This is a genomic window from Paeniglutamicibacter selenitireducens (genome assembly GCF_051550675.1).
Lineage (GTDB): Bacteria > Actinomycetota > Actinomycetes > Actinomycetales > Micrococcaceae > Paeniglutamicibacter.
Window position 1 is genome coordinate 136774 of the sequence record NZ_JBPULF010000011.1, and the last position, 20497, is coordinate 157270.

Annotated in this window: 21 protein-coding genes and 1 riboswitch; of the genes, 14 read left to right on the plus strand and 7 right to left on the minus strand. The window is 68.6% G+C overall.

Annotation, left to right across the window (positions count from 1 at the left end; translation table 11 throughout):
* Nucleotides 1-22 precede the first annotated feature (22 nt).
* On the plus strand, nucleotides 23-607 hold the full coding sequence (locus ACSYDW_RS16955) for an ion channel (RefSeq protein ID WP_438339909.1): 585 nt from the start codon (nucleotides 23-25) through the stop codon (nucleotides 605-607).
* Between the two features lie 52 nt (nucleotides 608-659).
* Here ACSYDW_RS16955 and purU read toward each other — a convergent pair whose 3' ends face one another.
* Nucleotides 660-1526: a formyltetrahydrofolate deformylase gene (purU, locus tag ACSYDW_RS16960; protein ID WP_438339910.1), complete on the minus strand. Its 867-nt coding sequence runs from the start codon at nucleotides 1524-1526 to the stop codon at nucleotides 660-662.
* A gap of 183 nt (nucleotides 1527-1709) precedes the next feature.
* Between purU and ACSYDW_RS16965 the strand changes: the two genes are divergently transcribed.
* Nucleotides 1710-3401 (plus strand): FAD-binding dehydrogenase, encoded by a 1692-nt coding sequence (locus ACSYDW_RS16965; protein WP_438339911.1) that lies wholly within the window; start codon nucleotides 1710-1712, stop codon nucleotides 3399-3401.
* Between the two features lie 52 nt (nucleotides 3402-3453).
* Here ACSYDW_RS16965 and ACSYDW_RS16970 read toward each other — a convergent pair whose 3' ends face one another.
* Entirely contained in the window at nucleotides 3454-3666 is a 213-nt protein-coding gene (locus ACSYDW_RS16970) for a hypothetical protein (protein WP_438339912.1), read from the minus strand.
* 57 nt (nucleotides 3667-3723) lie between these two features.
* On the opposite strand from ACSYDW_RS16970, the gene ACSYDW_RS16975 reads away from it, so the two are divergent.
* Entirely contained in the window at nucleotides 3724-4215 is a 492-nt protein-coding gene (locus ACSYDW_RS16975; RefSeq protein WP_438339913.1) for a DUF2087 domain-containing protein, read from the plus strand.
* Nucleotides 4216-4305: 90 nt separating this feature from the next.
* Nucleotides 4306-5175 carry a hypothetical protein gene (locus tag ACSYDW_RS16980; protein ID WP_438339914.1) on the plus strand — a complete coding sequence of 290 codons (870 nt, stop codon included), beginning with the start codon at nucleotides 4306-4308 and terminating at the stop codon, nucleotides 5173-5175.
* Here ACSYDW_RS16980 and ACSYDW_RS16985 read toward each other — a convergent pair.
* Nucleotides 5172-6032 carry an inositol monophosphatase family protein gene (locus tag ACSYDW_RS16985; protein ID WP_438339915.1) on the minus strand — a complete coding sequence of 287 codons (861 nt, stop codon included), beginning with the start codon at nucleotides 6030-6032 and terminating at the stop codon, nucleotides 5172-5174. The two genes, ACSYDW_RS16980 and ACSYDW_RS16985, sit on opposite strands and share 4 nt — an antisense overlap.
* A 124-nt stretch (nucleotides 6033-6156) precedes the next feature.
* On the opposite strand from ACSYDW_RS16985, the gene ACSYDW_RS16990 reads away from it, so the two are divergent.
* Both ACSYDW_RS16990 and ACSYDW_RS16995 read left to right on the plus strand, forming a co-directional pair.
* Nucleotides 6157-6654, plus strand: coding sequence for a MarR family winged helix-turn-helix transcriptional regulator (locus ACSYDW_RS16990; protein WP_438339916.1), 498 nt, complete (start codon nucleotides 6157-6159; stop codon nucleotides 6652-6654).
* Nucleotides 6651-8210 carry an MFS transporter gene (locus tag ACSYDW_RS16995; RefSeq protein WP_438339917.1) on the plus strand — a complete coding sequence of 520 codons (1560 nt, stop codon included), beginning with the start codon at nucleotides 6651-6653 and terminating at the stop codon, nucleotides 8208-8210. Before ACSYDW_RS16990 ends, ACSYDW_RS16995 begins: the two co-directional genes overlap by 4 nt.
* Nucleotides 8211-8356: 146 nt before the next feature.
* Here the strand turns inward: ACSYDW_RS16995 and ACSYDW_RS17000 are convergent, their stop codons facing one another.
* Complete coding sequence (locus ACSYDW_RS17000; protein ID WP_438339918.1) at nucleotides 8357-8902, minus strand: DUF1801 domain-containing protein; 546 nt, start codon at nucleotides 8900-8902, stop codon at nucleotides 8357-8359.
* A gap of 227 nt (nucleotides 8903-9129) precedes the next feature.
* On the opposite strand from ACSYDW_RS17000, the gene ACSYDW_RS17005 reads away from it, so the two are divergent.
* Entirely contained in the window at nucleotides 9130-10320 is a 1191-nt protein-coding gene (locus ACSYDW_RS17005) for a CaiB/BaiF CoA transferase family protein (protein ID WP_438339919.1), read from the plus strand.
* On the opposite strand, the gene ACSYDW_RS17010 is transcribed toward ACSYDW_RS17005, so the two are convergent.
* Entirely contained in the window at nucleotides 10306-11859 is a 1554-nt protein-coding gene (locus tag ACSYDW_RS17010; RefSeq protein ID WP_438339920.1) for a PucR family transcriptional regulator, read from the minus strand. The genes ACSYDW_RS17005 and ACSYDW_RS17010 overlap by 15 nt on opposite strands.
* 82 nt (nucleotides 11860-11941) lie before the next feature.
* Here ACSYDW_RS17010 and ACSYDW_RS17015 point away from each other — a divergent pair, with 82 nt between their 5' ends.
* From ACSYDW_RS17015 to ACSYDW_RS17030, 4 genes are all read left to right on the plus strand, one after another.
* Nucleotides 11942-13303: an aminotransferase class III-fold pyridoxal phosphate-dependent enzyme gene (locus tag ACSYDW_RS17015; RefSeq protein WP_438339921.1), complete on the plus strand. Its 1362-nt coding sequence runs from the start codon at nucleotides 11942-11944 to the stop codon at nucleotides 13301-13303.
* An 85-nt stretch (nucleotides 13304-13388) separates the two neighbouring features.
* Nucleotides 13389-14576: an acyl-CoA dehydrogenase family protein gene (locus tag ACSYDW_RS17020; protein WP_438339922.1), complete on the plus strand. Its 1188-nt coding sequence runs from the start codon at nucleotides 13389-13391 to the stop codon at nucleotides 14574-14576.
* Nucleotides 14577-14606: 30 nt separating this feature from the next.
* Nucleotides 14607-16070: an aldehyde dehydrogenase family protein gene (locus ACSYDW_RS17025; RefSeq protein WP_438339923.1), complete on the plus strand. Its 1464-nt coding sequence runs from the start codon at nucleotides 14607-14609 to the stop codon at nucleotides 16068-16070.
* Between the two features lie 149 nt (nucleotides 16071-16219).
* Nucleotides 16220-17098 carry a 3-hydroxyacyl-CoA dehydrogenase family protein gene (locus tag ACSYDW_RS17030; RefSeq protein WP_438339924.1) on the plus strand — a complete coding sequence of 293 codons (879 nt, stop codon included), beginning with the start codon at nucleotides 16220-16222 and terminating at the stop codon, nucleotides 17096-17098.
* Nucleotide 17099: 1 nt separating this feature from the next.
* Here ACSYDW_RS17030 and ACSYDW_RS17035 read toward each other — a convergent pair whose 3' ends face one another.
* The gene (locus ACSYDW_RS17035) at nucleotides 17100-17540 is read right to left on the minus strand and encodes a pyridoxamine 5'-phosphate oxidase family protein (RefSeq protein ID WP_438339925.1); all 441 of its coding nucleotides are present in this window, start codon (nucleotides 17538-17540) and stop codon (nucleotides 17100-17102) included.
* A 117-nt stretch (nucleotides 17541-17657) separates the two neighbouring features.
* Here ACSYDW_RS17035 and ACSYDW_RS17040 point away from each other — a divergent pair, with 117 nt between their 5' ends.
* On the plus strand, nucleotides 17658-18740 hold the full coding sequence (locus ACSYDW_RS17040) for an App1 family protein phosphatidate phosphatase (protein WP_438339926.1): 1083 nt from the start codon (nucleotides 17658-17660) through the stop codon (nucleotides 18738-18740).
* Nucleotides 18737-19201 (plus strand): acyl-CoA thioesterase, encoded by a 465-nt coding sequence (locus tag ACSYDW_RS17045; RefSeq protein WP_438339927.1) that lies wholly within the window; start codon nucleotides 18737-18739, stop codon nucleotides 19199-19201. Before ACSYDW_RS17040 ends, ACSYDW_RS17045 begins: the two co-directional genes overlap by 4 nt.
* Here the strand turns inward: ACSYDW_RS17045 and ACSYDW_RS17050 are convergent.
* On the minus strand, nucleotides 19174-19620 hold the full coding sequence (locus ACSYDW_RS17050; protein WP_438339928.1) for a hypothetical protein: 447 nt from the start codon (nucleotides 19618-19620) through the stop codon (nucleotides 19174-19176). The genes ACSYDW_RS17045 and ACSYDW_RS17050 overlap by 28 nt on opposite strands.
* Before the next feature lie 15 nt (nucleotides 19621-19635).
* A riboswitch (SAM riboswitch) is annotated at nucleotides 19636-19759 on the minus strand.
* A gap of 47 nt (nucleotides 19760-19806) precedes the next feature.
* Here ACSYDW_RS17050 and ACSYDW_RS17055 point away from each other — a divergent pair.
* The gene (locus ACSYDW_RS17055; RefSeq protein WP_438339929.1) at nucleotides 19807-20409 is read left to right on the plus strand and encodes a histidine phosphatase family protein; all 603 of its coding nucleotides are present in this window, start codon (nucleotides 19807-19809) and stop codon (nucleotides 20407-20409) included.
* The last annotated feature ends 88 nt before the right edge of the window (nucleotides 20410-20497 follow it).

Genomic DNA, 20497 nt, shown 5'->3' on the forward strand with positions numbered 1-20497 from the left:
TATTGAACGGTTGGAACGCATCATGGCCACAGGAATCAACCCGGACGACTTCGCGGACCCGCTCGAGGTTGAAGAGGTCGACCTCGCCCTGCGTCTCGCGGTGCGTGCCGCCGCACGGATCATCCTCGTGGTGGTTGCCATGTTCGTGCTCTATTTTGTGATTCCCGTGGACGGGTTCCACAAGAGCACCTCCCTTTCGGCGTGGCTCAGGCTCTCCGTGGTGATCCTGGCGTTTGTTGCAGTGCTGGCCCTCCAGGTGCGGATCGTGGTCTCGGCCCGGGTCCCGTTGGTCCGGGCCGTGGAGGCCGTGGTGGAGAGCGTCGTGGCGTTCCTGCTGCTCTTCGCCCTGCTCTACCTGTCCCTTTCGACCACCGACCCGTCATACTTCAGCGAACCGCTGGACAGGGTCGACGCGCTCTACTTCACCACCACCGTTTTCTCCACCGTCGGGTTCGGGGACATCGTTGCCACGAACTCGCTGAGCCGGGGGCTTGTCACGATCCAGATGATCACGGGACTGGGTGTCCTGGCGCTGGTCGGCAAGGTCGCCTTCGGTGCCGCCCGGCGCGGGCGCAACCGAAGGGCCGCGGCCGGCCTCGACGAGTGAGGGCGGCGGTCCGGCACCCGTACCGGCGCCGGACCGCCGCCGTCGGCCCGCTCTAGCGCAGGACCACCGTGCGGTTGCCGTAGAGGAAGACTCGGCCCTCGCAGTGCCACTTGACGGCGTCGGAGAGCGCCTTGCATTCGGTGTCGCGGCCGGCCGCCACCAGGTCCTCGGGGGAGTAGGTGTGGTCGACGGCCTGGACCTGCTGGGAGATGATCGGCCCCTCGTCGAGCTCCGCGTTGACGTAGTGCGCCGTGGCGCCCACGGTCTTGACCCCGCGGTCCCAGGCTTGGTGGTAGGGCTTGGCCCCCTTGAAGCTGGGCAGGAACGAGTGGTGGATGTTGATGGTCTTGCCGGTGAGCTTGCGGCTGAGTTCGTCGCTGAGCACCTGCATGTAGCGGGCCAGCACCACGAGCTCCACGTCGTACTCGTCGATCAGTTCCAGCAGGCGGGCCTCGGCCGCCGGCTTCGTGTCCGGGGTGACGGGCACGTGGTAGAACGGGATGTCGTGCCAGGCGACAAGCGCTTCGTGGTCGCGGTGGTTGGAGACCACTGCGACGACCTCGACGGGCAGCTCTCCAAGACGTGCCCGGTGCAGGAGGTCGTTGAGGCAGTGGCCGAACTTGGAAACCATGATCAGCACGCGGCGCTTGGTGCCCTTGGGGTCCAGCGTCCACTGGGCGTCCAGCTCCTCGGCGAGCGGCGCGAAGGCCTTCTGCATGGATTCGGTGAGGCCCGGGGCGTCGGTGCCGGCAACGTCGATGCGCATGAAGAACTGCCCGGCCCGGCGGTCGCCGAAGTGCTTGAGTTCGGCAATGTCCCGGCCCTGTTCCATGAGGAAGCCCGTCACCGCATGCACGATGCCCGGGCGTTCCGGGCAGGCGACTGTCAGGACATGTTCAACTTCGGCCTTCGTATCCATCTCAACACTCCGTTACGGGCACGGCCGACTGGCCGTGCGGGTTTTCTTGTACTTTCGGTTCATGCGGGCCGCCCGGAATCGCCGATTCGGCGGCCGCATGCAGTGACACCTTATGCGTGCCGCTGCCGCGCGGCCAAAGGCGCGCCGGATGTGATCCGGGTTACCATTCGGTAGGGTGGTTTCATGGGGAACACACCACACTCGAAAAACTTTGATGTCATAGTTGTCGGCGCGGGTCTCTCCGGGCTGGTCGCCGCCACCGAAGCCGTCGACGCGGGCCGCAGGGTGCTGCTGATCGACCAGGAATCCGAGGCGAACCTTGGGGCGCAGGCCTATTGGAGCTTCGGCGGGATCTTCCTCGTCGACTCGCCCGAACAGCGTCGGCTGGGAGTCAAGGACTCGGAAGAGCTGGCGCTGGGGGACTGGTTCGCGACGGCGGGCTTCGACCGCGAAGAGGACCACTGGCCCCGGGAATGGGCCAAGGCCTACGTCCGCTGGGCGGCCCGCGGGAAGCGCGAATGGCTGCGCCAGCGGGGCATCAAGTTCTTCCCCGTCGTCGGCTGGGCCGAGCGTGGCGGGGGAGGTGCGCAGGGACCGGGAAACTCCGTCCCGCGCTTCCACATCACCTGGGGAACCGGGCCCGGAATCGTCGAGCCGTTCGCCAAGGCCGCAAAAACGGCCGTAGCGAAGGGGCAGCTGACCATGCTGTGGCGGCACCAGCTCGACGAGTTGGTCCTCGTCGACGGGGCGGTGCACGGCGTGCGCGGAACCCTGCTCGAAGCCGACGGTGCCGCGCGGGGCACGGCCAGCAGCCGCACGGTGATCGGCGAGTTCGAGTATTTCGCCCCGGCGGTTGTGGTCGCCACCGGCGGAATCGGCGGCAACATCGACAAGGTCAGGGCCGCCTGGCCCGAGCGCCTGGGCCAGGCTCCGGAGCAGATGGTTGCGGGAGTTCCGGCGCACGTGGACGGGCGCGGACTGGACATCGCCGGGCGAGCCGGCGGCCGGCTGGTCAACGGCGACCGGATGTGGCACTACACCGAGGGCATCTCCAACTGGAACCCCGTGTGGCACAACCACGGGATCCGCATCCTGCCCGGGCCCAGCTCGTTGTGGCTCGATGCCACGGGCAAGCGCCTGCCCGATCCGCTGTGGCCGGGCTTCGACACCCTGGGCACCCTCGGGCACTTGCGCGGCACGGGCCACGACCACAGCTGGTTCATCCTCAACCGGCGCATCATCGGCAAGGAATTCGCACTTTCGGGAAGCGAGCAGAACCCGGACCTGACGGGAAAGGACGTGCGCGCCGTCCTGGCCAGGGCCAAGGAGGAAGTGCCGGACCCGGTGCAGGCGTTCCTCGACCGGGGCGCGGACTTCGTGCAGGCCCCGACCCTCGAGGAACTCGTGAAGAAGATGAACGAGCTGACCGGAGAAGACCTGCTCGACCCCGGGGAAGTCGCCGCAGTTGTCGATGCGCGGGATTCTGCCGTCCGGAACCCCTTCGGCAAGGACGGGCAAATGACGGCCGTCAACAGCGCCCGGAACTACGTGGGGGACAGGCTCATCCGCAGCGTCAAGCCTCACGCTTTGACCGAGCCCGAGGCCGGGCCGCTGATTGCCGTCCGGTTGAACATCCTGACCCGCAAGTCGCTGGGCGGACTCAACACGGATTTGGATTCCCGCGTGCTGAACGCCGAGGGGCAACCGGTGCCGGGCCTGTACGCGGCAGGGGAGGCCGCCGGGTTCGGTGGCGGCGGATGCCACGGATACCGTGCGCTGGAGGGGACGTTCTTGGGTGGCTGCCTGTTCAGCGGGCGGTCGGCCGGCAGGGCCGCTGCGGCGCAGGAACCGTCCGCAACGGTCGGGCGGGCATAGGAAAACCACGCCGGCTGGAGGTTGTCCCGGTCGGCGTGGTTGCAGGGTCGGTTCAGTGCGTGAAGTGGTAGACGGTCCCGAAAAGGGCCGCCGAGATGCCGAAGGAAATTCCGATCAGCATGGGCGTCCAGGTGCCGTTGGTGCCGGCCAGGAAAACTGCGAAGATCCCGAACAGCAGGGCAGCCAGGATGCCGCCGAGGATGAGTGATCCGCCACCGTGGTGGTGCACGGCGGCCTGCGCATTTCGATGAAATAGAGTAGCCATGCCCTCAGGGTATGCCCGGGTGGACGGAAAAACGAGGGAAGAACAATGAAGGAACCGATGAGCGAATCGACGGCCGACTGGCGCCGGGTTTTCGGTGCACTGGCGAACGAGGAAACACGCAGGGCGTACGCCCAGGCGTTGTTGGGGATCCCTGCAGACCTGCCGCCGGCGCGGCGGGACAAGGCCGAGAAGAACCTCCGGGCGGCGGGTTTGCTTGCTGCCGACGGGCAGCCCGACGCGGGTGTCTTTGCACGCACCTTGGCGGTTGCTGCCTCAAGCACGCCCAAGGAGGGGATCGACCGCTTCCTGGATGCCGATGGCCGTATCGATCGGTACCCCAAGAACCACGCGGAACGCCTGTCGCTGTTGCGTTCCGTCGGGGCACGGGTGATGAAGCACGGCGAGGAACTCAGCGAACCCGACCTGACCTTGAGGCTCGAGGACATTGCCGATGACGCGGTGATGCTGCGCCGCTACCTTGTGGATTACGGGGTGCTTCTGCGACGCCCGGATGGTTCCGTCTACCGCCTGGGTGACGGCTCGGACTAGCCCGATTGTGCCAAGCCCGCGGAAGCGGGTAATTTCGTTCTAGAGCCGCAGCGTGTCCCGCACGCCGATCCCTTTCGTTCAAGGAGTCTCATGTCCGACCCGAATACCCCGCCAGTCGGCGGCTCAAGCAACGAGCCGTGGAACCAGCAGGGTTACGGCAATGGCCAGTACACGGGTCAAGTGGGTGGCCCGTACGCCAACCAGTACGGCGGCCAGTACGCCGGGCAACAACTGGGCGGACCCTCCGGACCTGGCGTGCCTCCGGGGTACAACGCCGGACAGTACCAGGGCCAGTATGCGGGGCAATACCCGGGCCAGTACCCGGCCTACGGAACCTACGGATACGGCCCGGGTGGCTGGAACGCCCCGCAACCCACCCACGGGATGACGACCTTCGCGATGGTCACAGGCATCATCGCGGCGGCGGTTTCGCTCATCCCGTTCTTCGGCTTCGTGGCCTTCGTCCTGGGTCCGCTGGCCATGGTGCTGGGCATCGTCGGCATCGCCAAGCGCCTGAACCGCCGCGGCTTCTCGGTGACAGCCCTGGTGACGGGCGCGTTCGGGTTGCTCGTGTCGATCCTATACGCGCTGCTGTTCACGACCCTGATGTCGTTCATGGACCGCAGCGACACCTACGAATTCGTGGCCTCGTCCACCGGCGAATACGAAATCTCCCTCACCACCACCGAACCCACCGCGGAAGTGTCAAGCAACCAGCGGGGCACCTTTACCGAAAGCCATATGGCATCGACCCTCTTCGGCGGCGTCATCGCCACGAATGTCGGAGAGAATGACGGCAAGGTAAGCTGCGCGGTCTACGACTCCGAGGGCTACCTGGTCACCGAAGACGAGGCGGAGGGCCTCGGCGCCCAAGCCCAATGCATGATCGGAGCCTCCTGGATCGAGAACACCGGGGACTACTCGATCAGTGACGAACTCGACGCCATGGCGGGACACTAGGCGCCGAATCCCGACGCTCTCCGCGCAGCAATGATCCGCTCGACCGATGCCGTGGCGGCGGGATAGTCCGCGCCGGGGCCCAGCGCGATGAAGCACGGAGCGGCGTGGTCCGGCAGTTGCCTGTCGTCATAGCGGTAGGCCAGGTAGCGTCCGCCCGATCGCCGAACCAGCAAGGCGCCGGCGGCGATGTCCCAGGGCTTGGTGTCCAGCCCCAATGTGGCGTCGCACCAGCCGGCCGCCACATGCGCCAGCGCCAGTGCCGCAGAGACCTTGCGACGCACCGTGGCGAATGTCGTGACCCACGACCCGAATTCGGCAAGCCCCAGGGAACCGTCGACCACCAGGGCCTCCGCCGAGGGGTAGTCGGTCATGAGGTTCGCGTGTGCTTGGTCGGGGCGGGGCGCCGGCGCCAGGACCTCCCCGTTGAGGTAGGCATGTTCCGCATCGGCCGTGAACTCGTGGCCAGTCATGGGATCCAGCACCACGCCGGCGAGCAGCTCGCCGTCGCGTGCGGCGGCGATCGAAATGCAGAAGAACGCGACGCCGTGCGTGAAGTTGCTGGTCCCGTCGATCGGGTCCACGATCCACTGGATGCTGCCCGCACCGCTGGTGCCTCCTTCTTCACCCAAAACCCACGAATCTGGTTCCGACGCGAGCAGGTGCGTGCGGATGATCTCCTCGCTGCGCCGGTCGAAGGCCGTGACCAGGTCGTGGGCGTTCGTCTTGTTCTCGCGCCGGACGTCGCTGCGGAAGGCCTGGCGCAGCACCGGCGCGGCAAGCCGGGCGGCCTCCAGCGCCGTCGAGCGCAGTCGGGAGGCCAGGGAAATGTCGGCGGGACTGAAGTTTTCGGTGCTCACGGAATCAAGCCTAGCCGCAACGAACCGGTCAATTTAGTTTGACGAAGCAACTAAATTGGCCATATGGTTGCCCAAGGCAACATTTGCCATGGTCAACTAATTTTGGAATGAGGAGCGTAGGCCCATGCCCCAGGGGGATTCGCAAGCACTCGAACTCGTGGAGAGCGTCAGCTCTCTGAACCGCACCCTGCGACAGCTCGCCCATGTGGGTGAGGGAGGGCAAAAGGTCGGGTTCGCCGCCATGGGGGTCCTCATCTACGTCTACCGGAACCAGCCCACGCGGGCCACGGACGTAGCCCAGTGGATCGGGATCGGGCCGGCCGCGCTGAGCCGCCAGGTCGCGGACCTCGAATCCCTGGGGCTGCTGACGCGCACCCAGTGCAGCAAGGACGCCAGGGTGCAGCTCATCTCGCTGACACCGGAGGGCACCGACGAGGTGGACCGCGCCTACAAGCGCCGGACCGACCTGCTGTCCGAGCTGCTCAGCGACTGGGGACCGACGGAGATCGCCGAGGCCGCGGCCACGGTCAACCGGATCCAGCAGGCCCTTCGCGCCGGCATCGACTTGATGCAGGGCAAGACGCCGTCGTCTGCCGAATCCGCACCGGAAGGGCGCTCATGAGCGAGCAGTCGACAGAGGTTGCTCGTGAGCGGCCGGGCGACCAGCCGCAGATGGACCAGAAGGAAGTGCTGCGCTCCATCGTCGGTGTCCTTGCGGCATTCTTCGCCGCGATGCTGGCCACCACCATCGTCTCCATCGCACTGCCGACCATCATGGACGCCCTCAACGGCACGCAAACCGACTTCAACTGGGTGCTTACCGCGGCGTTGCTGGCCAATGCCGCGACCACCCCGATCTGGGGCAAGCTGGCCGACCTTTTCGACAAGAAGAAGCTCCTCCAGCTCGGCATCCTGACCTTTGTGGCGGGCTCCCTGCTGGCCGGGTTCGCAATCAACATCCCCATGCTCATGAGCGCCCGCGTCCTGCAGGGCATCGGCATGGGCGGGCTGACGGCCATGGGCATGGCCGTGATCGGCACCGTGATCCCGCCGCGCGAACGCGGGCGCTACTCCGGCTACTTCGGCGGCGTGATGGCGCTGGCCACGGCCGGCGGGCCGCTGCTGGGCGGAGTGATCGTTGATTCGCCGCTGGGCTGGCGCTGGACCTTCTTCATCGGCGTCCCGATTGCGCTGATTTCCATGTGGGCGATCCACAAGACGCTTCACATCAAGCACGTGGCTCGCAAGGTCTACATCGACTGGGCCGGCGCCGTGCTGGTGACCCTTTCCGTCTCGGTGCTGCTGATCTGGGTGTCCTACGTCGGCAAGGCCGGCTACTTCGAGTTCAACTCCTGGCAGACGTACTCCATGGTGGGCGGTTCGCTCGCACTGGTCGCGCTGTTGCTCTGGGTCGAGGGTCGCGTCCCGGACCCGGTCATCCCGCTGCGCATCATCGCCATGCGCACCACCGCGCTCTCGATCGTTGCATCGGTCTCGATCGGCGTGGCGATGTTCGGGTCCGGCGCCTTCCTGGGCCAGTACTTCCAGGTGGCCCGGGAGGCAAGCCCCACCCTGGCCGGTGTCATGACCTTGCCGATGATCCTGGGCAACCTCTTCGGCTCGGTGTTCTCCGGGCAGATGATTTCCCGCCACGGCCGGTGGAAGATCTTCCTGGTCATCGGGGCGAGCGTCAACATCGGTGCGCTGGCATTGCTGGGCACCATGTCCCACGACACCAACTACTGGATCCTCGCCACCGGCATGTTCTTCAACGGCGTCGGCATGGGGTTCATGGTCCAGAACCTGGTGCTCGCCGTGCAGAACAACGTCAAGGTCACCGACATCGGCACCGCCAGTTCGTCCGTGGCGTTCTTCCGCTCGGTGGGCGGGGCAGCGGGCGTCGCGGTGCTCGGTGCGATGCTCTCCGACAAGGTCAGCGCGCTGGTCATCGACGCGCTCACCGCCGCGCACCTGATCTCCCCGGACGGTTCCGGCGGGGTTGCCTCGGGCAGTGCATCGCTGGATCTCTCCACCATGCCGCCGGCCGTGCGGGTGATGTACGAGACGGCGTTCGGCGACGCCACGGGCGTCATCTTCATGGCTTCGGCCGCCGTGGCAGTGGTTTCCCTGGTCTGCATCCTGTTCATCAAGGAAGCACCGCTGCGCCGGACTGTCTAGCGACGTGGAGGCCGGCCTCCAAGCACCTTCTGCCGGTGGCAGCTGCGTCGTGCCGCCACCCGAAAGGGGCTCCGCCGCCATGCAGAGTTGGGGCAACCCGCGTGCCCCGGGGGAGCTGGGGCAACCCCGCGGGGCAGGTCCCGCTGTCACGCCCGGGGGACAGGACCATCGGCGAGGCGGTGGGGGCGTACGTGGCGCGCACCCCGCAGCGTGTCGGCGAGTGAGCATTCCAGGAGCTCACGCAACGCGCTGCGATCCACCCCAGTCAGCCTCGTGAGGTAGAGGCAGGCCTTGCTTGCGCGGTGCTTGCCGAGCCGGGCCATGAGATCGGGCCAGCGCTCCGAGAAGTCGTTGACGAGGTAGATCGTGTGCTTCGCCGGCCCGGTCGCGAAGGCAAGCAGGGGAGCGCGGCCCCCGTGCCCACTCTCGTAGCGGTACTCGTACTCCCCGAAGCCGATGATGCGGCCCGCCCACACCACCGGTTGCTCACCGCTGATCCCACCGAGGATCTCGAGCAACTCGTCGGCCTCGGAGCGCCGCGGGCCTGTGGCGCGGCCCAGGACCTCCGGAACAGGCAGGTCGGACGGGGACATTGCGGGCGGTTTCGGGGCCATGGCTCTCCTGGCGATAGTGCTGTGTATTCCACGGTACAACTGCGGGGTTGATTCCCCGGCGCCGCTGTCCACCTTCATCCGCGCCGCTTCAGCGGCATGTCTTCAGGATGAAATGGCCACGGCCTTGGATGAATTGTCCGAGACTGCTGTCACGTTTGTTCGTAGTGTGTTCCATGTAGCTCGTGGCAGGAACAACGCTGGCCGGCGTTCCTCCACACCGCGCACCGATGCCGGGATCCGTGATCCGGCCGGGACGCTGTTCGCCGACGGTGCGGAGCTGGAACGGCCACGGAAGGAATCCCCGTATGAGCACGATCCGCCCGCTGGAAGGCGTAGTGGTCGCCGATTTTTCACGGGTGCTGGCAGGCCCGCTGTGCACCATGACCCTTGCCGATCTCGGCGCCACGGTGATCAAGGTCGAGCGCCCCGGCGCCGGGGACGACACCCGCAGCTGGGGACCGCCGTTCTCCGCCACGGGCTCCACCTACTTCGAATCGGTGAACCGCAATAAGCAGTCCGTGGCACTTGACCTGGGGGAACCGGGGGACCTGGCGCTGGCCCGCGAGCTGGCGCTGCGCGCCGACGTGCTGGTGGAGAACTTCAAGCCCGGCGGCATGGCCAAGCTGGGGCTCGGCTACGAGGAACTCGCCGCCGAAAACCCGGGCCTCGTCTACGCCTCGATCTCCGGCTTCGGCTCCGCCGGCGGGGCCCACCTGCCGGGCTACGACTTCATTGTCCAGGCCCTGGGCGGGCTCATGTCGATCACCGGGGAGGCCGACGCCGACCCGATGAAGGCCGGCGTCGCCCTTGTCGACGTGCTCACCGCCAAGGATGCGACGATCGGCGTGCTGGCCGCGCTGACCGCGCGAAACACCTCAGGCGCCGGCGCCCACGTTGAGGTCAACCTGCTCTCCAGCCTGCAGGGGGCGCTGGCCAACCAGGCCCAGGCGTACCTGGGGGCCGGGAAGGTCGCCTCCCGCATGGGCAACGCGCACCCCTCGATCGTGCCCTACCAGCTGCTGGACTGCGCCGACGGGTCCGTTGCCGTGGCCTGCGGCAACGACGGGCAGTTCGCCCGCCTCTGCGCCGAGGTCGGCGAACCGCAGCTTGCGGACGATCCCCGCTTCGCCACCAACTCGGCCCGTGTGGCCAACCGGGAGGTGCTCATCCCGCTGCTCGAAACCGCCCTGCAGGCAGACACCGGGGCGCGGTGGCAGGCGCGCTTCACCGGAGTCGGCGTCCCGGCCGGAAAGGTCGCGGGCATCGACGAGGGCCTGGACTATGCCCGGTCGCTCGGGCTCGACCCGGTGATCGAGGTCCAGAACGCCGAGGGCGTGACGGTGGGCAAACAGGTCCGCCACCCGATCAGCTGGACGCCGCGGCTCGATGCCCCGACCACGGCGCCGCCGCAACTGGGCGAGCACACCGAGGCGATCCGCGCCTGGCTCGGCACGCCCGCGGCACCCGGCCCGGCCCCGGAGCTAGCGCGCTCCTAGCCCGTTTTCGTCGCGGCGAAGCGCCAGCCAGAGATGCGCCGCGACGTCCGGATCGTCAAGGTCCACCCCCAGCAGGCCGCCGGCCACCGAGATCCGGTGGCGCAGCGAGTTGCGGTGGATGCCCAGGGCGCGTGCCGCATCCTCCCAGGTGCCGCGCGCCCTCAGGTACGCCCTGACGGTTTCCAGCAGGTCGGCCCGCGGGTAGTCGGCCAGGGCCCGCACCCAGCCGGTGGCCCGGGCATCCTCGCTCGCGCTCACCGCGACAAGGTGCCCCGGCGGGGCCTGCAGCACGGCCTGGCGCAGCACCGCCAGGTTGCCGGGGATTTCCCCGAGGCTCACCGGGTCGCCCAGGGCCGCGGCCAGCGAGCCGGAGACCTCCGGCTCGTCGAGCGCCGGGACTCCCAGCAGTGCGTTCTGCTCCAGCGAGTCCGGTTCGTCGTGCGCCGGGGTGCTGGCCAGGCCGGCGGCGGGAAGCACCAGGTAGAGGACCGAGTCCTGGACATGCCGCAGGACGCACCTGTCCACGGCCGCGGCGAGGTCCGGAACCCCGGCGTCCGCCTCCAGCCGGACCGCGGCGCGGGCTGCCAGCCCCGGGTCGTCGCCCGGGGAGAGCCTGACGCCCAACAGCCGAACCCGGCTGGGCAGGTCGCCCAGCCCCACGTCCTCGGCCACCATGTGTGCGGCCTCGCCCTGCCCGTGCAGCAGCAGCTTGGTCGTCGCGGCACCCAGCGCGTTGGTGGTCCCGACGATGACCTCGCGCTGGCGCGCCCGCAGCGCCAACAAGGTGGAGACCGTCATGATGACCTGCCGGTCGGCCTTGGTCAGCGTGCGGCCCGACCCGATGCACAGGAATCCGTGGATGCGGGTGCCGACCAGGATCGGGTAGAGCACCACGGGCTGCCCGTGGACCTCGAAGGTTGCGGCGGAGGGCACCCCGGCCTTGTTGAAGCGGATGGACTCGGAGCGCAGGTCCGGCACCAGGGCGCCGGCGGAGGCGGGCCACACGGTTTCCGCCCCGGCGTCGGCCGGCAGGTAGGCGGCCCACCCGCCGAGCGCCTGGGCCAGCCCGCGCACCACCGCGCTCGTCGCATCCGGGCGCATCGCCGCGCGGGCCAGGGCGGTCTGGGTGCCGAGCGAATCCATGAGGTTCGTGGTGTCGTCGCGGGTGGCGAGGCGCCAGTAGGCGCGCGTGACGTTCTGGAACGGGACGCCGTCGGGCACTATCGCCAGTTCGATGCCCTCGGCCACGCTGGCCTCCACCACGTGGGCGGGGACGGACCTGAGCCACGGGCCCAGGCCCAGGCCCACGGCATGCACGTTCTTGGCCCCGAGTCGGCCCATGTAGGCGCGGGAAAGCGCGGCCGAGGCGGCGAACGGCATGCCGGTGGTCAGTAGCAGCTCGCCGCCCTCAAGGTACGGGGTCGGGTCCTCGAGCTCGGAGACATGGACGCCGGTGACGGGCTTGGCGCTGAATTCGGCACCCGCGCAGGGCGAGAGTTCGCCGCCCAGCTCCGCACCCAACTGCAAAAGGGAAATCATGGGCTAAATTATCCAACATGGATCGACCGGTTGGATGGAATGACCAATGACGCGTGTCACTCGGTCACCTAACGTGGAACCCATGACCGAAACTCTCCAGGCCACCGAGGCCGCCACGCTTCCGCAGACCCGCCACCTTGCCACAGCCGTTCCCGGCCCGCGTTCCACCGCTCTGCATGCCGAGCGCACCGCGCAGGTGACCAACGGATTCGGCATCACGCTGCCGGTCTTCGTGACCCGCGCCGAGGGCGGCATCATCGAGGACGTCGACGGCAACCGCCTGGTGGACTTCGCCTCCGGCATCGCCGTGACCTCGTTGGGCGCCAGCAACAAGCTCGTCGCCGAACGCGTCGCGGCCCAGCTCGCGGCCTTCACCCACACCTGCTTCATGGTCACCGAATACGAGTCCTTCACCAAGGTCTGCCAGTGGCTCAACGAGAACACCCCGGGCGACTTCGAGAAGCGCACGGGCCTGTTCTCCACCGGCGCCGAGGCCGTGGAAAACGCCATCAAGATCGCCCGCGCCGCCACCGGCCGCGCCAACGTGCTGGTCTTCGACGAGGCCTACCACGGCCGCTCGCTGCTGACCATGGCGATGACCGCCAAGGTCAACCCGTACAAGCTGAACTTCGGCCCGATGCCCGCGGAGGTCGTTCGCGCAGCCTCCGCCAACCCGCTGCGCCCGGCCGAGGGCCTTGCCGCGGGTGCCGAGGCGGCCCTGGAATCCGTCGAGGCAACCATCCTCGAACACGGCGCCGACACCTTCGCCGCGATGGTCATCGAGCCGATCCAGGGCGAGGGAGGCTTCATCGTCCCGGCCGCCGGGTTCATCCCGGGCCTGCGCAAGCTCGCCGACAAGTACGGCATCCTGCTGGTCATCGACGAGATCCAGGCCGGCATGGGCCGCACCGGAACCCTCTTCGCCTCCGAGCACGAGGGCGTCGCCGGGGACCTGATCCTCACCGCCAAGGCCCTGGCCAACGGCGTCCCGCTCTCCGCCGTCACAGGTCGCGCCGAGGTCATGAACGCACCGCACGCCGGCGGCCTGGGCGGCACCTACGCCGGCAACCCGCTGGCCTGCGAGGCCGCACTGGCTGTCTTCGAGCAGTTCGAGGACGGCACGCTGCTGGAGAACGCCCGCCGCATCGAGGCCGTGGCCCGCGAGATCCTCGAGCCGCTGCTCGCCTCCACCACCGTGGTTGCCGAGGTCCGCGGCCGCGGCGCCATGCTTGCCATCGAGCTCGCCGACGCCGGAACCCTGGCGCCGCGTGCGGACCTGGCCAAGGAAATCTCCGCCGCCTGCCACGCCGCCGGCGTGCTGACGCTGACCTGCGGCACCCACGGCAACGTCGTGCGACTGCTTCCGCCGCTCGTCATCGGCGAGGAGCTGCTGCGCGACGGCCTCGCGGTGCTGGCCGGCGCCATCGCCGACGCCGCCAAGTAACACGCTTCCCTGCGGTGTGCCGTGCACCTGCCCGGCACACCGGCCCCACCCACAGACACAGACCCGCTTTTCCAAGGAGCACCCCATGACCATCACCACGCACGAGACGCACCTGCTGGACCCCGCCGACCTGATCAACTTCGACTCGCTGCTCAGCGCCGGGGAACTCGAGCTGCGCGCCAAGGTCCGCGGCTTCGTCGACGAGGCCATCCGCCCGAACATCGCTTCCTGGTACGCGGACGCCGTCTTCCCGCTGGAGATCGTCCCGGAAATGGGCCGCCTCGGCCTGCTGGGCATGCACCTGAAGGGCTACGGCTGCGCCGGCGCCACCGCCGTCGAGTACGGCATCGCCGGCTCCGAGCTGGAGGCCGGCGACTCCGGCCTGCGGACCTTCGTCTCGGTCCAGGGTTCCCTGGCCATGAGCGCCATCTACAAACACGGCTCCGAGGAACAGAAGCAGGAATGGCTGCCGAAGATGGCCAAGGGCGAGGCCATCGGCTGCTTCGGCCTGACCGAACCGACCGCCGGCTCGGACCCCTCCGCCATGAAGACCTTCGCCCGCCGCGACGGCGATGACTGGGTCATCAACGGCACCAAGCGCTGGATCGGCCTGGCCAACGTCGCACAGGTCGCCGTCATCTGGGCACAGACCGACGAGGGCATCCGCGGCTTCGTGGTCCCCACCGAAACCGCCGGCTACAAGGCCACCCCGATCGAGCCGAAGCTCTCGATGCGCGCCTCGATCCAGTGCGAGATCGAACTGACCGACGTCCGCCTGCCGGCCACCGCGGTGCTGCCGAACGTCGTGGGCCTCAAGGGCCCCTTCTCCTGCCTGAACGAGGCACGCTACGGCATCATCTGGGGTTCGATGGGCGCCGCCCGCGACGCCTTCGAGGACGCCCTGGCCTACTCGAAGACGCGCCTGCAGTTCGACAAGCCGCTGGCCGGCTACCAGATGACCCAGCAGAAGCTGGTGGACATGGCCCTGGAAATCAACAAGGGCTACCTACTGGCCCTGCACATCGGCCGCCAGAAGGACGCGGGCACCCTTGACCTGCACCAGATCTCGGTCGGCAAGCTGAACAACTGCCGCGAGGCCATCAAGATCGCCCGCGAGGCCCGCACCATCCTGGGCGGCAACGGCATCACCCTTGACTACTCGCCGCTGCGCCACGCCAACAACCTGGAATCGGTGCGCACCTACGAGGGCACCGACGAGGTCCATACCCTGATCCTGGGCAACAAGCTCACCGGCGTCCCGGCCTTCCGCTAAACACGGCCCGCCATCCATCTCGAGGGAACCATGACTGAAACCACCACACTGACCGACACTGTCGCGCTGCACCTGCTGATCGACGGGGCGTGGGTCGAGGGAACCGGGCGCCGGCTCGAATCCACCTCCCCGACCCACCCGGGACAGGTGCTCGCCGCCGGCGGCACCGCCACCGCGGGCGACGTGCAGGCCGCCATGGCAGCGGCACGTTCCGCCGCTGCCGGCTGGGCGGCCACTCCGATGGCCGAGCGCGGGGGATACCTCTCCCGCGCCGCGGCGATCATCACCGCGAACGCGGATGCCTGGGGCGCCGAACTGGCCCGCGAGGAAGGCAAGACCTTCGCCGAGGGCCGCGGCGAGGTGCTGCGCGCCGCGCAGATCCTCACCTACTACTCGGCCGAGTCGGACCGCCTGGCCGGGGAGGTCTTCTCCTCCCCGCGCCGAGGCGAGCAGATCCTCGTCACCCGCAAGCCGTTGGGCGTTGTCGCTGTCATCACCCCGTTCAACTTCCCCATCGCCATCCCGGCGTGGAAGATCGCCCCGGCGCTGGTCTTCGGAAACACCGTCGTGTGGAAGCCGGCGTCCACCGTGCCGCTGCTGGCGCTGCGCCTGGCGCAGGCGCTCGTGGAGGCCGGCCTGCCCGCAGGCGTGCTGAACCTCGTCATCGGCTCGGGCTCGCTGGGCAACGAGATCGTCAACCACCCGGAGCTCGACGGACTCACCTTCACCGGCTCCACCGGCGTCGGCCGCATGCTCGCCGCCGCGGCGGCAGGAAACGGCGTCCCGATCCAGGCGGAAATGGGCGGCAAGAACGCCTCGGTAGTGCTCGATGACGCGGACCTGGAACTGGCCACCGAGCAGGTGCTCTTCGGTGCCTTCCGCTCCACCGGCCAGAAGTGCACTGCCACCTCGCGCCTGGTGCTGCAGGAGGGCATCGCCGATGCGTTCCTCGCCCGCCTGGCCGAGCGGCTTGAGGCGTGGAAGACCGGCGACCCCACCGATTCCTCGGTCCACATGGGCCCGGTCGTCTCGGCATCGGCGGCGGCGGAGATCCGTGCCGGCATCGAGGCGTCGGTGGCCCAGGGTGCTGTTGCGCGCTTCTCTGGCGACGTGTCGGGGCTCGGGGACGCCTTCGTGGCGCCGACAGTGCTGGAGATCCCCGCCGGCGAGGCGAACATCGCCTGGCGCGACGAGTTCTTCGGCCCGGTGCTGGCGGTCCGCCGCGCCGCAACGACAGCCGAGGCCTTCGCGCTGGCCAACGATTCCGAGTACGGGCTTAGCTGTGCGGTCTTCACGCAGGACCTGACCAAGGCCCTGGCGGCCATGGAAACCATCGATGTGGGCATCCTCCACGTGAACTCCGAATCGGCGGGCGCGGATCCGCACGTGCCGTTCGGCGGGGCGAAGAAGAGCGGCTACGGGCCCAAGGAACAGGGCGCGGCAGCGAAGGAATTCTTCACGCACACCACCACGGTGTACCTGCGCGGCGCGTAGGCACACCCCGCCCGGATGGCCCCAGGGGCGCCGGCCGGCATCCGCCACGGATGCGGCCGGCGCCCCGCGGGCTGCCGGAGCCAACACCAGAACCGGGCCGGGCAGCAGCCGGCGCACACCACCCACCCCAGAAAGAACCGGACCCAACGATGAGCACACCACTTGGCATCGAGAACATTTCCACCATCCTGGTCATCGGGGCCGGGACCATGGGACGGCAGATCGCCATGACGGCGGCACTGGCCGGCTACCGGACAACACTCCAGGACATCTCCGCGGACGGGCTGGCCGGCGCGCGGGCCGAGCTGGAGGCATGGGCCGCCGGACGCGTGGCCAAGGGCAAGCTGGAGGAAGCCGCGGCTGCCGCGGCCCTGGGCTCGCTGACCTACAGTACCGACCTCGACGCGGCAGCGGCGGACGCCGACTTCGTCATCGAGGCCGCCACCGAGCGCCTGGATATCAAGACGCAGATCTTCGAGCGCCTGGGCAAGGCCGCCCCGGCGCACGCCATCCTTGCCACAAACTCCTCGACCCTCGGTTCCTCAAAGGTCGCCGAGGCGACGGGGCGGGCGGAACAGGTCTGCAACATGCACTTCTTCAACCCGGCCCTGGTCATGAAGTGCGTCGAGGTGGTGCGCCACGAAACCACCAGCGACGCAACCGTGGAAACCACCCTGGAGCTGGCCCGCCGGCTGGGCAAGGAGCCGGTGCTGATCAACCGCGAGATCCCCGGCTTCATCGCCAACCGGTTGATGGGCGCCATCCAGCGCGAGGCCCTGTTCCTGGCCGAATCGGGCATCGCCAGCCTCGAGGACATCGACACGACCGCACGCACCGCGCTGGGCCACCCGATGGGACCGTTCGCGCTCATGGACATGGTGGGGCTCGACGTCATCGACTTCATCGCCCAGGCGACGCACGCGGAAACCGGTGCTCCGGAGGATGCCCCCAACGAACGCGTCGCGGCCCTGGTGGCCGAGGGCAGGCTCGGGCGCAAGAGCGGCGCCGGTTTCTACGACTACAGCTGAGTCAGGCCGCGTCGTCCGCCTCGGGCTGTGCCCCGAGACGGAAGTGGCGCCCGCTGATGCTGCTGGCGACGATCTTTACCCAGGATTCCTTCGGCGTGGGGATCCACGGGGTGACGCCGGAGGCGCGGGCCTCGGCGATCGCATCCGGCGTCTCGACCTGGTGGGCGACGCCGTGGACCACCACGGACCAGGCCTCGTCGGAGAGGATGCCGTCGGCCTCGAACGCGACGTGGTCGTTGACCGTCAGGGCCGCGAGCTTCTCGCCTGGGGCTGTCCTGAGGTAGATGACGCGGTCCTTCGCGGCGTAGTTCAGGGGGAAAATGTCGACGGCGCCGCCCACCGCGGTGGCGAGCCGGCCGTGGTTGGTGTGTTCGAGCAAACGCCATGACTGGTCGTCGTCGAGAACGAGTACTGGTTGGTCGCTGTCATGTTCAAACATCATGCCCACAGTATTCTACAAGCTGTAGAAAAAGGCTAGGGTTTGCACGTTCCCGGCGGGGCGCCGAAGAATCATCCTTCCGATCGATCGGGTGGCACGGGCACGTGAAAGACTAGGGGCATGGTCAAGGATTTGAGTGTGGAGCATGCCCGGCACATCGCCGCGCGCTTCGAGGATCGCGTGTACGAATTGCGCGCACGGCGTGCCCGCGAGCGCGGACTGGTGCCCACCGTCCTTTCCTACACCGGATACGGGCTCGCGGACCCGGAGAACGGCTGGGTGCGCGTCTTTGCCCGCGCGGTACTGGCCAAGCCCGGCGCCTTCGAGGACGGGCGCCACGTCGCCAAGGTCGTCGCCGACGGGGTGCGTGGCTGGCGCAACTTCGTCTCGCCGATCGTCCCGAACGGGCGGATCCGCATCAGCATCAACGGCGAGGACTTCGACGTCCAGGCCGACCGCGGGGGAGTCCTCGACGTGAAGGTCGCCGCCGTGCTGGAGCCGGGCTGGCACGAGATCTCGATGACCATCGAGGACAGTGCCCCGGTGCTGGCTCCGGTGCTGGTGGTCGACGCCGCCCAGGAGTTCGGCGTGCTCTCCGACGTCGACGACACCGTGGTGGTCACCGCGCTGCCGCGGCCGCTGCTGGCGGCCTGGAACTCCTTCGTCCTTTCCGAGCACGCGCGGCTCGCGACCCCGGGCATGGCCGTGATGATGGAGCGGCTGCTGCGCAACAAGCCCGGCGCCCCGACCTTCTACCTCTCCACCGGTGCCTGGAACGTCGCCCAGACGCTCACGCGCTTCCTCTCTCGCAACCTCTACCCGCAGGGGCCGCTGCTGCTGACCGACTGGGGACCCACCGAGCGGCGCTGGTTCCGCTCCGGCATGCAGCACAAGGCGGACCAGCTGCGCCGGATCGCCGCCGAATTCCCGCACGTCAAGTGGCTGCTGATCGGCGACGACGGGCAACACGACCCGTACCTCTACGCCGAGTTCGCGCGCCGCTACCCGGGGCACGTCGCGGCCATCGTCATCCGCCAGCTCACCCCCTCCGAGGCGGTGCTCGCCGGCGGGCGCAGCCAGGGGATCCTGAACTCCACCCCGGGCGTGCCCTGGGTGTACGAGCCGGACGGCGCCCGCATCGCCGCCCAGCTGACCGAGCTCGGCTTCCTCGAGGCCGACCCGTTCCCCGGGGGCGAGAAGTGAGCGGCCACAAGATCCGCGTCGAGGTGCCCATGCGCTGGGGCGACATGGACGCCTACGGGCACATCAACAACGTGAACCTCGTGCGCATGATGGAGGAGGCGCGCATCGCCGGGTTCGGGGTTCCCGGGGGCACCGGCAAGCCAGGCATCCTGCCGCAGGTGGACCTGTTCTCCACGGTGCCGGAAAACACGCAGATCCTGGTGGTAGAGCACCGCGTGCGCTACGTGAAGCCGCTTGACTACCGCAACGTGCCGGCGCACGTGGACCTGTGGATCAGCAACATCAAGGCCGCAAGCTTCGACATCTGCTACGAGTTCCACGACCCGGTGGACGGCGGGCAGTGTGTCCGCGCCACCACCACCCTGGCGTTCTTCGCCGTGGAGTCCCAGCGGCTGCTGCGCCTGGGTGCCGAGCACCGGGCCGCGTTGGGCGCCTACGAGGCCGAGCCGCTGTTCCGCTGAGGATCCCAGCTGGCTGTCACCGCGGCGAACTCCCGGGCCAGGGACTCGTCGCGGGGCATGCTGCACGGTCCCAGCGGTTGGACCGCCAGCGAAAAGCAGGCCATGCCGCCGTCCGCGGAGGTGATGGCGACGACCCGGTGCTCCGTGTTGAACAGGGCCCCGGGCCGCTCCGGATCCAGGGAGTTGTCCTGGACGATGAGGCGCCGGATCGCGAACATGCCGTGGGAATAGTGCAGGATGCCGGTGCCGTGGACCCGCACGTGGAGGGCCAGGCCCGCCCGGTAGTGCATGACCGCCTTCAGCCGGGCGGGCACCCAGTCCTTGCCCTCGACAGGGTGTCCGGCACCCGACTGCCCGTCGTGGCAGTGTCCGGGGTCGAAGGACATGCAAGGCACGTACGTGGATGGGAGATTGCGCATGGGAATGGCGCCTTTCGCTTGCTCTTGTCCCGGTCCGGCGTCTGCCGGCGGGCCGCTTCGTCATCCGAACCACCCGTGAGGCATGGGGTTGGTGTGTGCACTGGGTCGGAGCCCGGTAACTGGTGCACATCTCGTGAAGCCGTGGTTGAGCCTACCTGCGGCCCTCCCACACTTTAGAGTTGGAATGTGAGACTTCTACTGATCCGCCACGGCGAAACCGCCTCCAACGTGGCGCAGGCCCTGGACACAGCGGCACCCGGTGCCCCGCTGAACGAGGTGGGCCTCGCCCAGGCCGAGTCCCTGGCACTGCAGCTGGCCGAGGACAGGCTCGACGCCGTGTACTCCTCGCCGCTGATCCGTGCGAGGATGACGGCAACCCCGCTGGCCGCGGCGCGCGGACTGATGCTTGCCGAACACGCGGGCCTGAGCGAGATCTCCGCCGGCGACCTGGAAATGCGCACCGACGCCGAGGCGCAGCTGGCCTACCGGGACGTGTTCTTCCGGTGGCTCCAGGGCGACCTCACGGCGAAGATCCCCGGGGGCGAGGACGGCCGCACCGCCCTTGACCGGTTCAGCGCCGTGATCGAGCAAGCCGGTGCCGAAGGCACCGAATCGCTGGCCGTGGTGAGCCACGCGGCAATGCTGATGACGTGGATGGCCAGCCGGAACTCGAACTTCGACCTCTCCCTGCTGCGCCAAGCACCGTTGCGAAATACCGGTGTCGCTGTCCTCGAATCGGGGCCGGGCGGTCGCTGGACCGTCCACAGCTGGCAGGGCCGGACGCTGTAGCCAGTCACCCGAAAAACGCCCCGGGCCGGGGGGCCCCCCCCCCGGGGGGGGGCCCCCGCCCCCGGGGGGGGGGGGGGGGGCCCCCGCC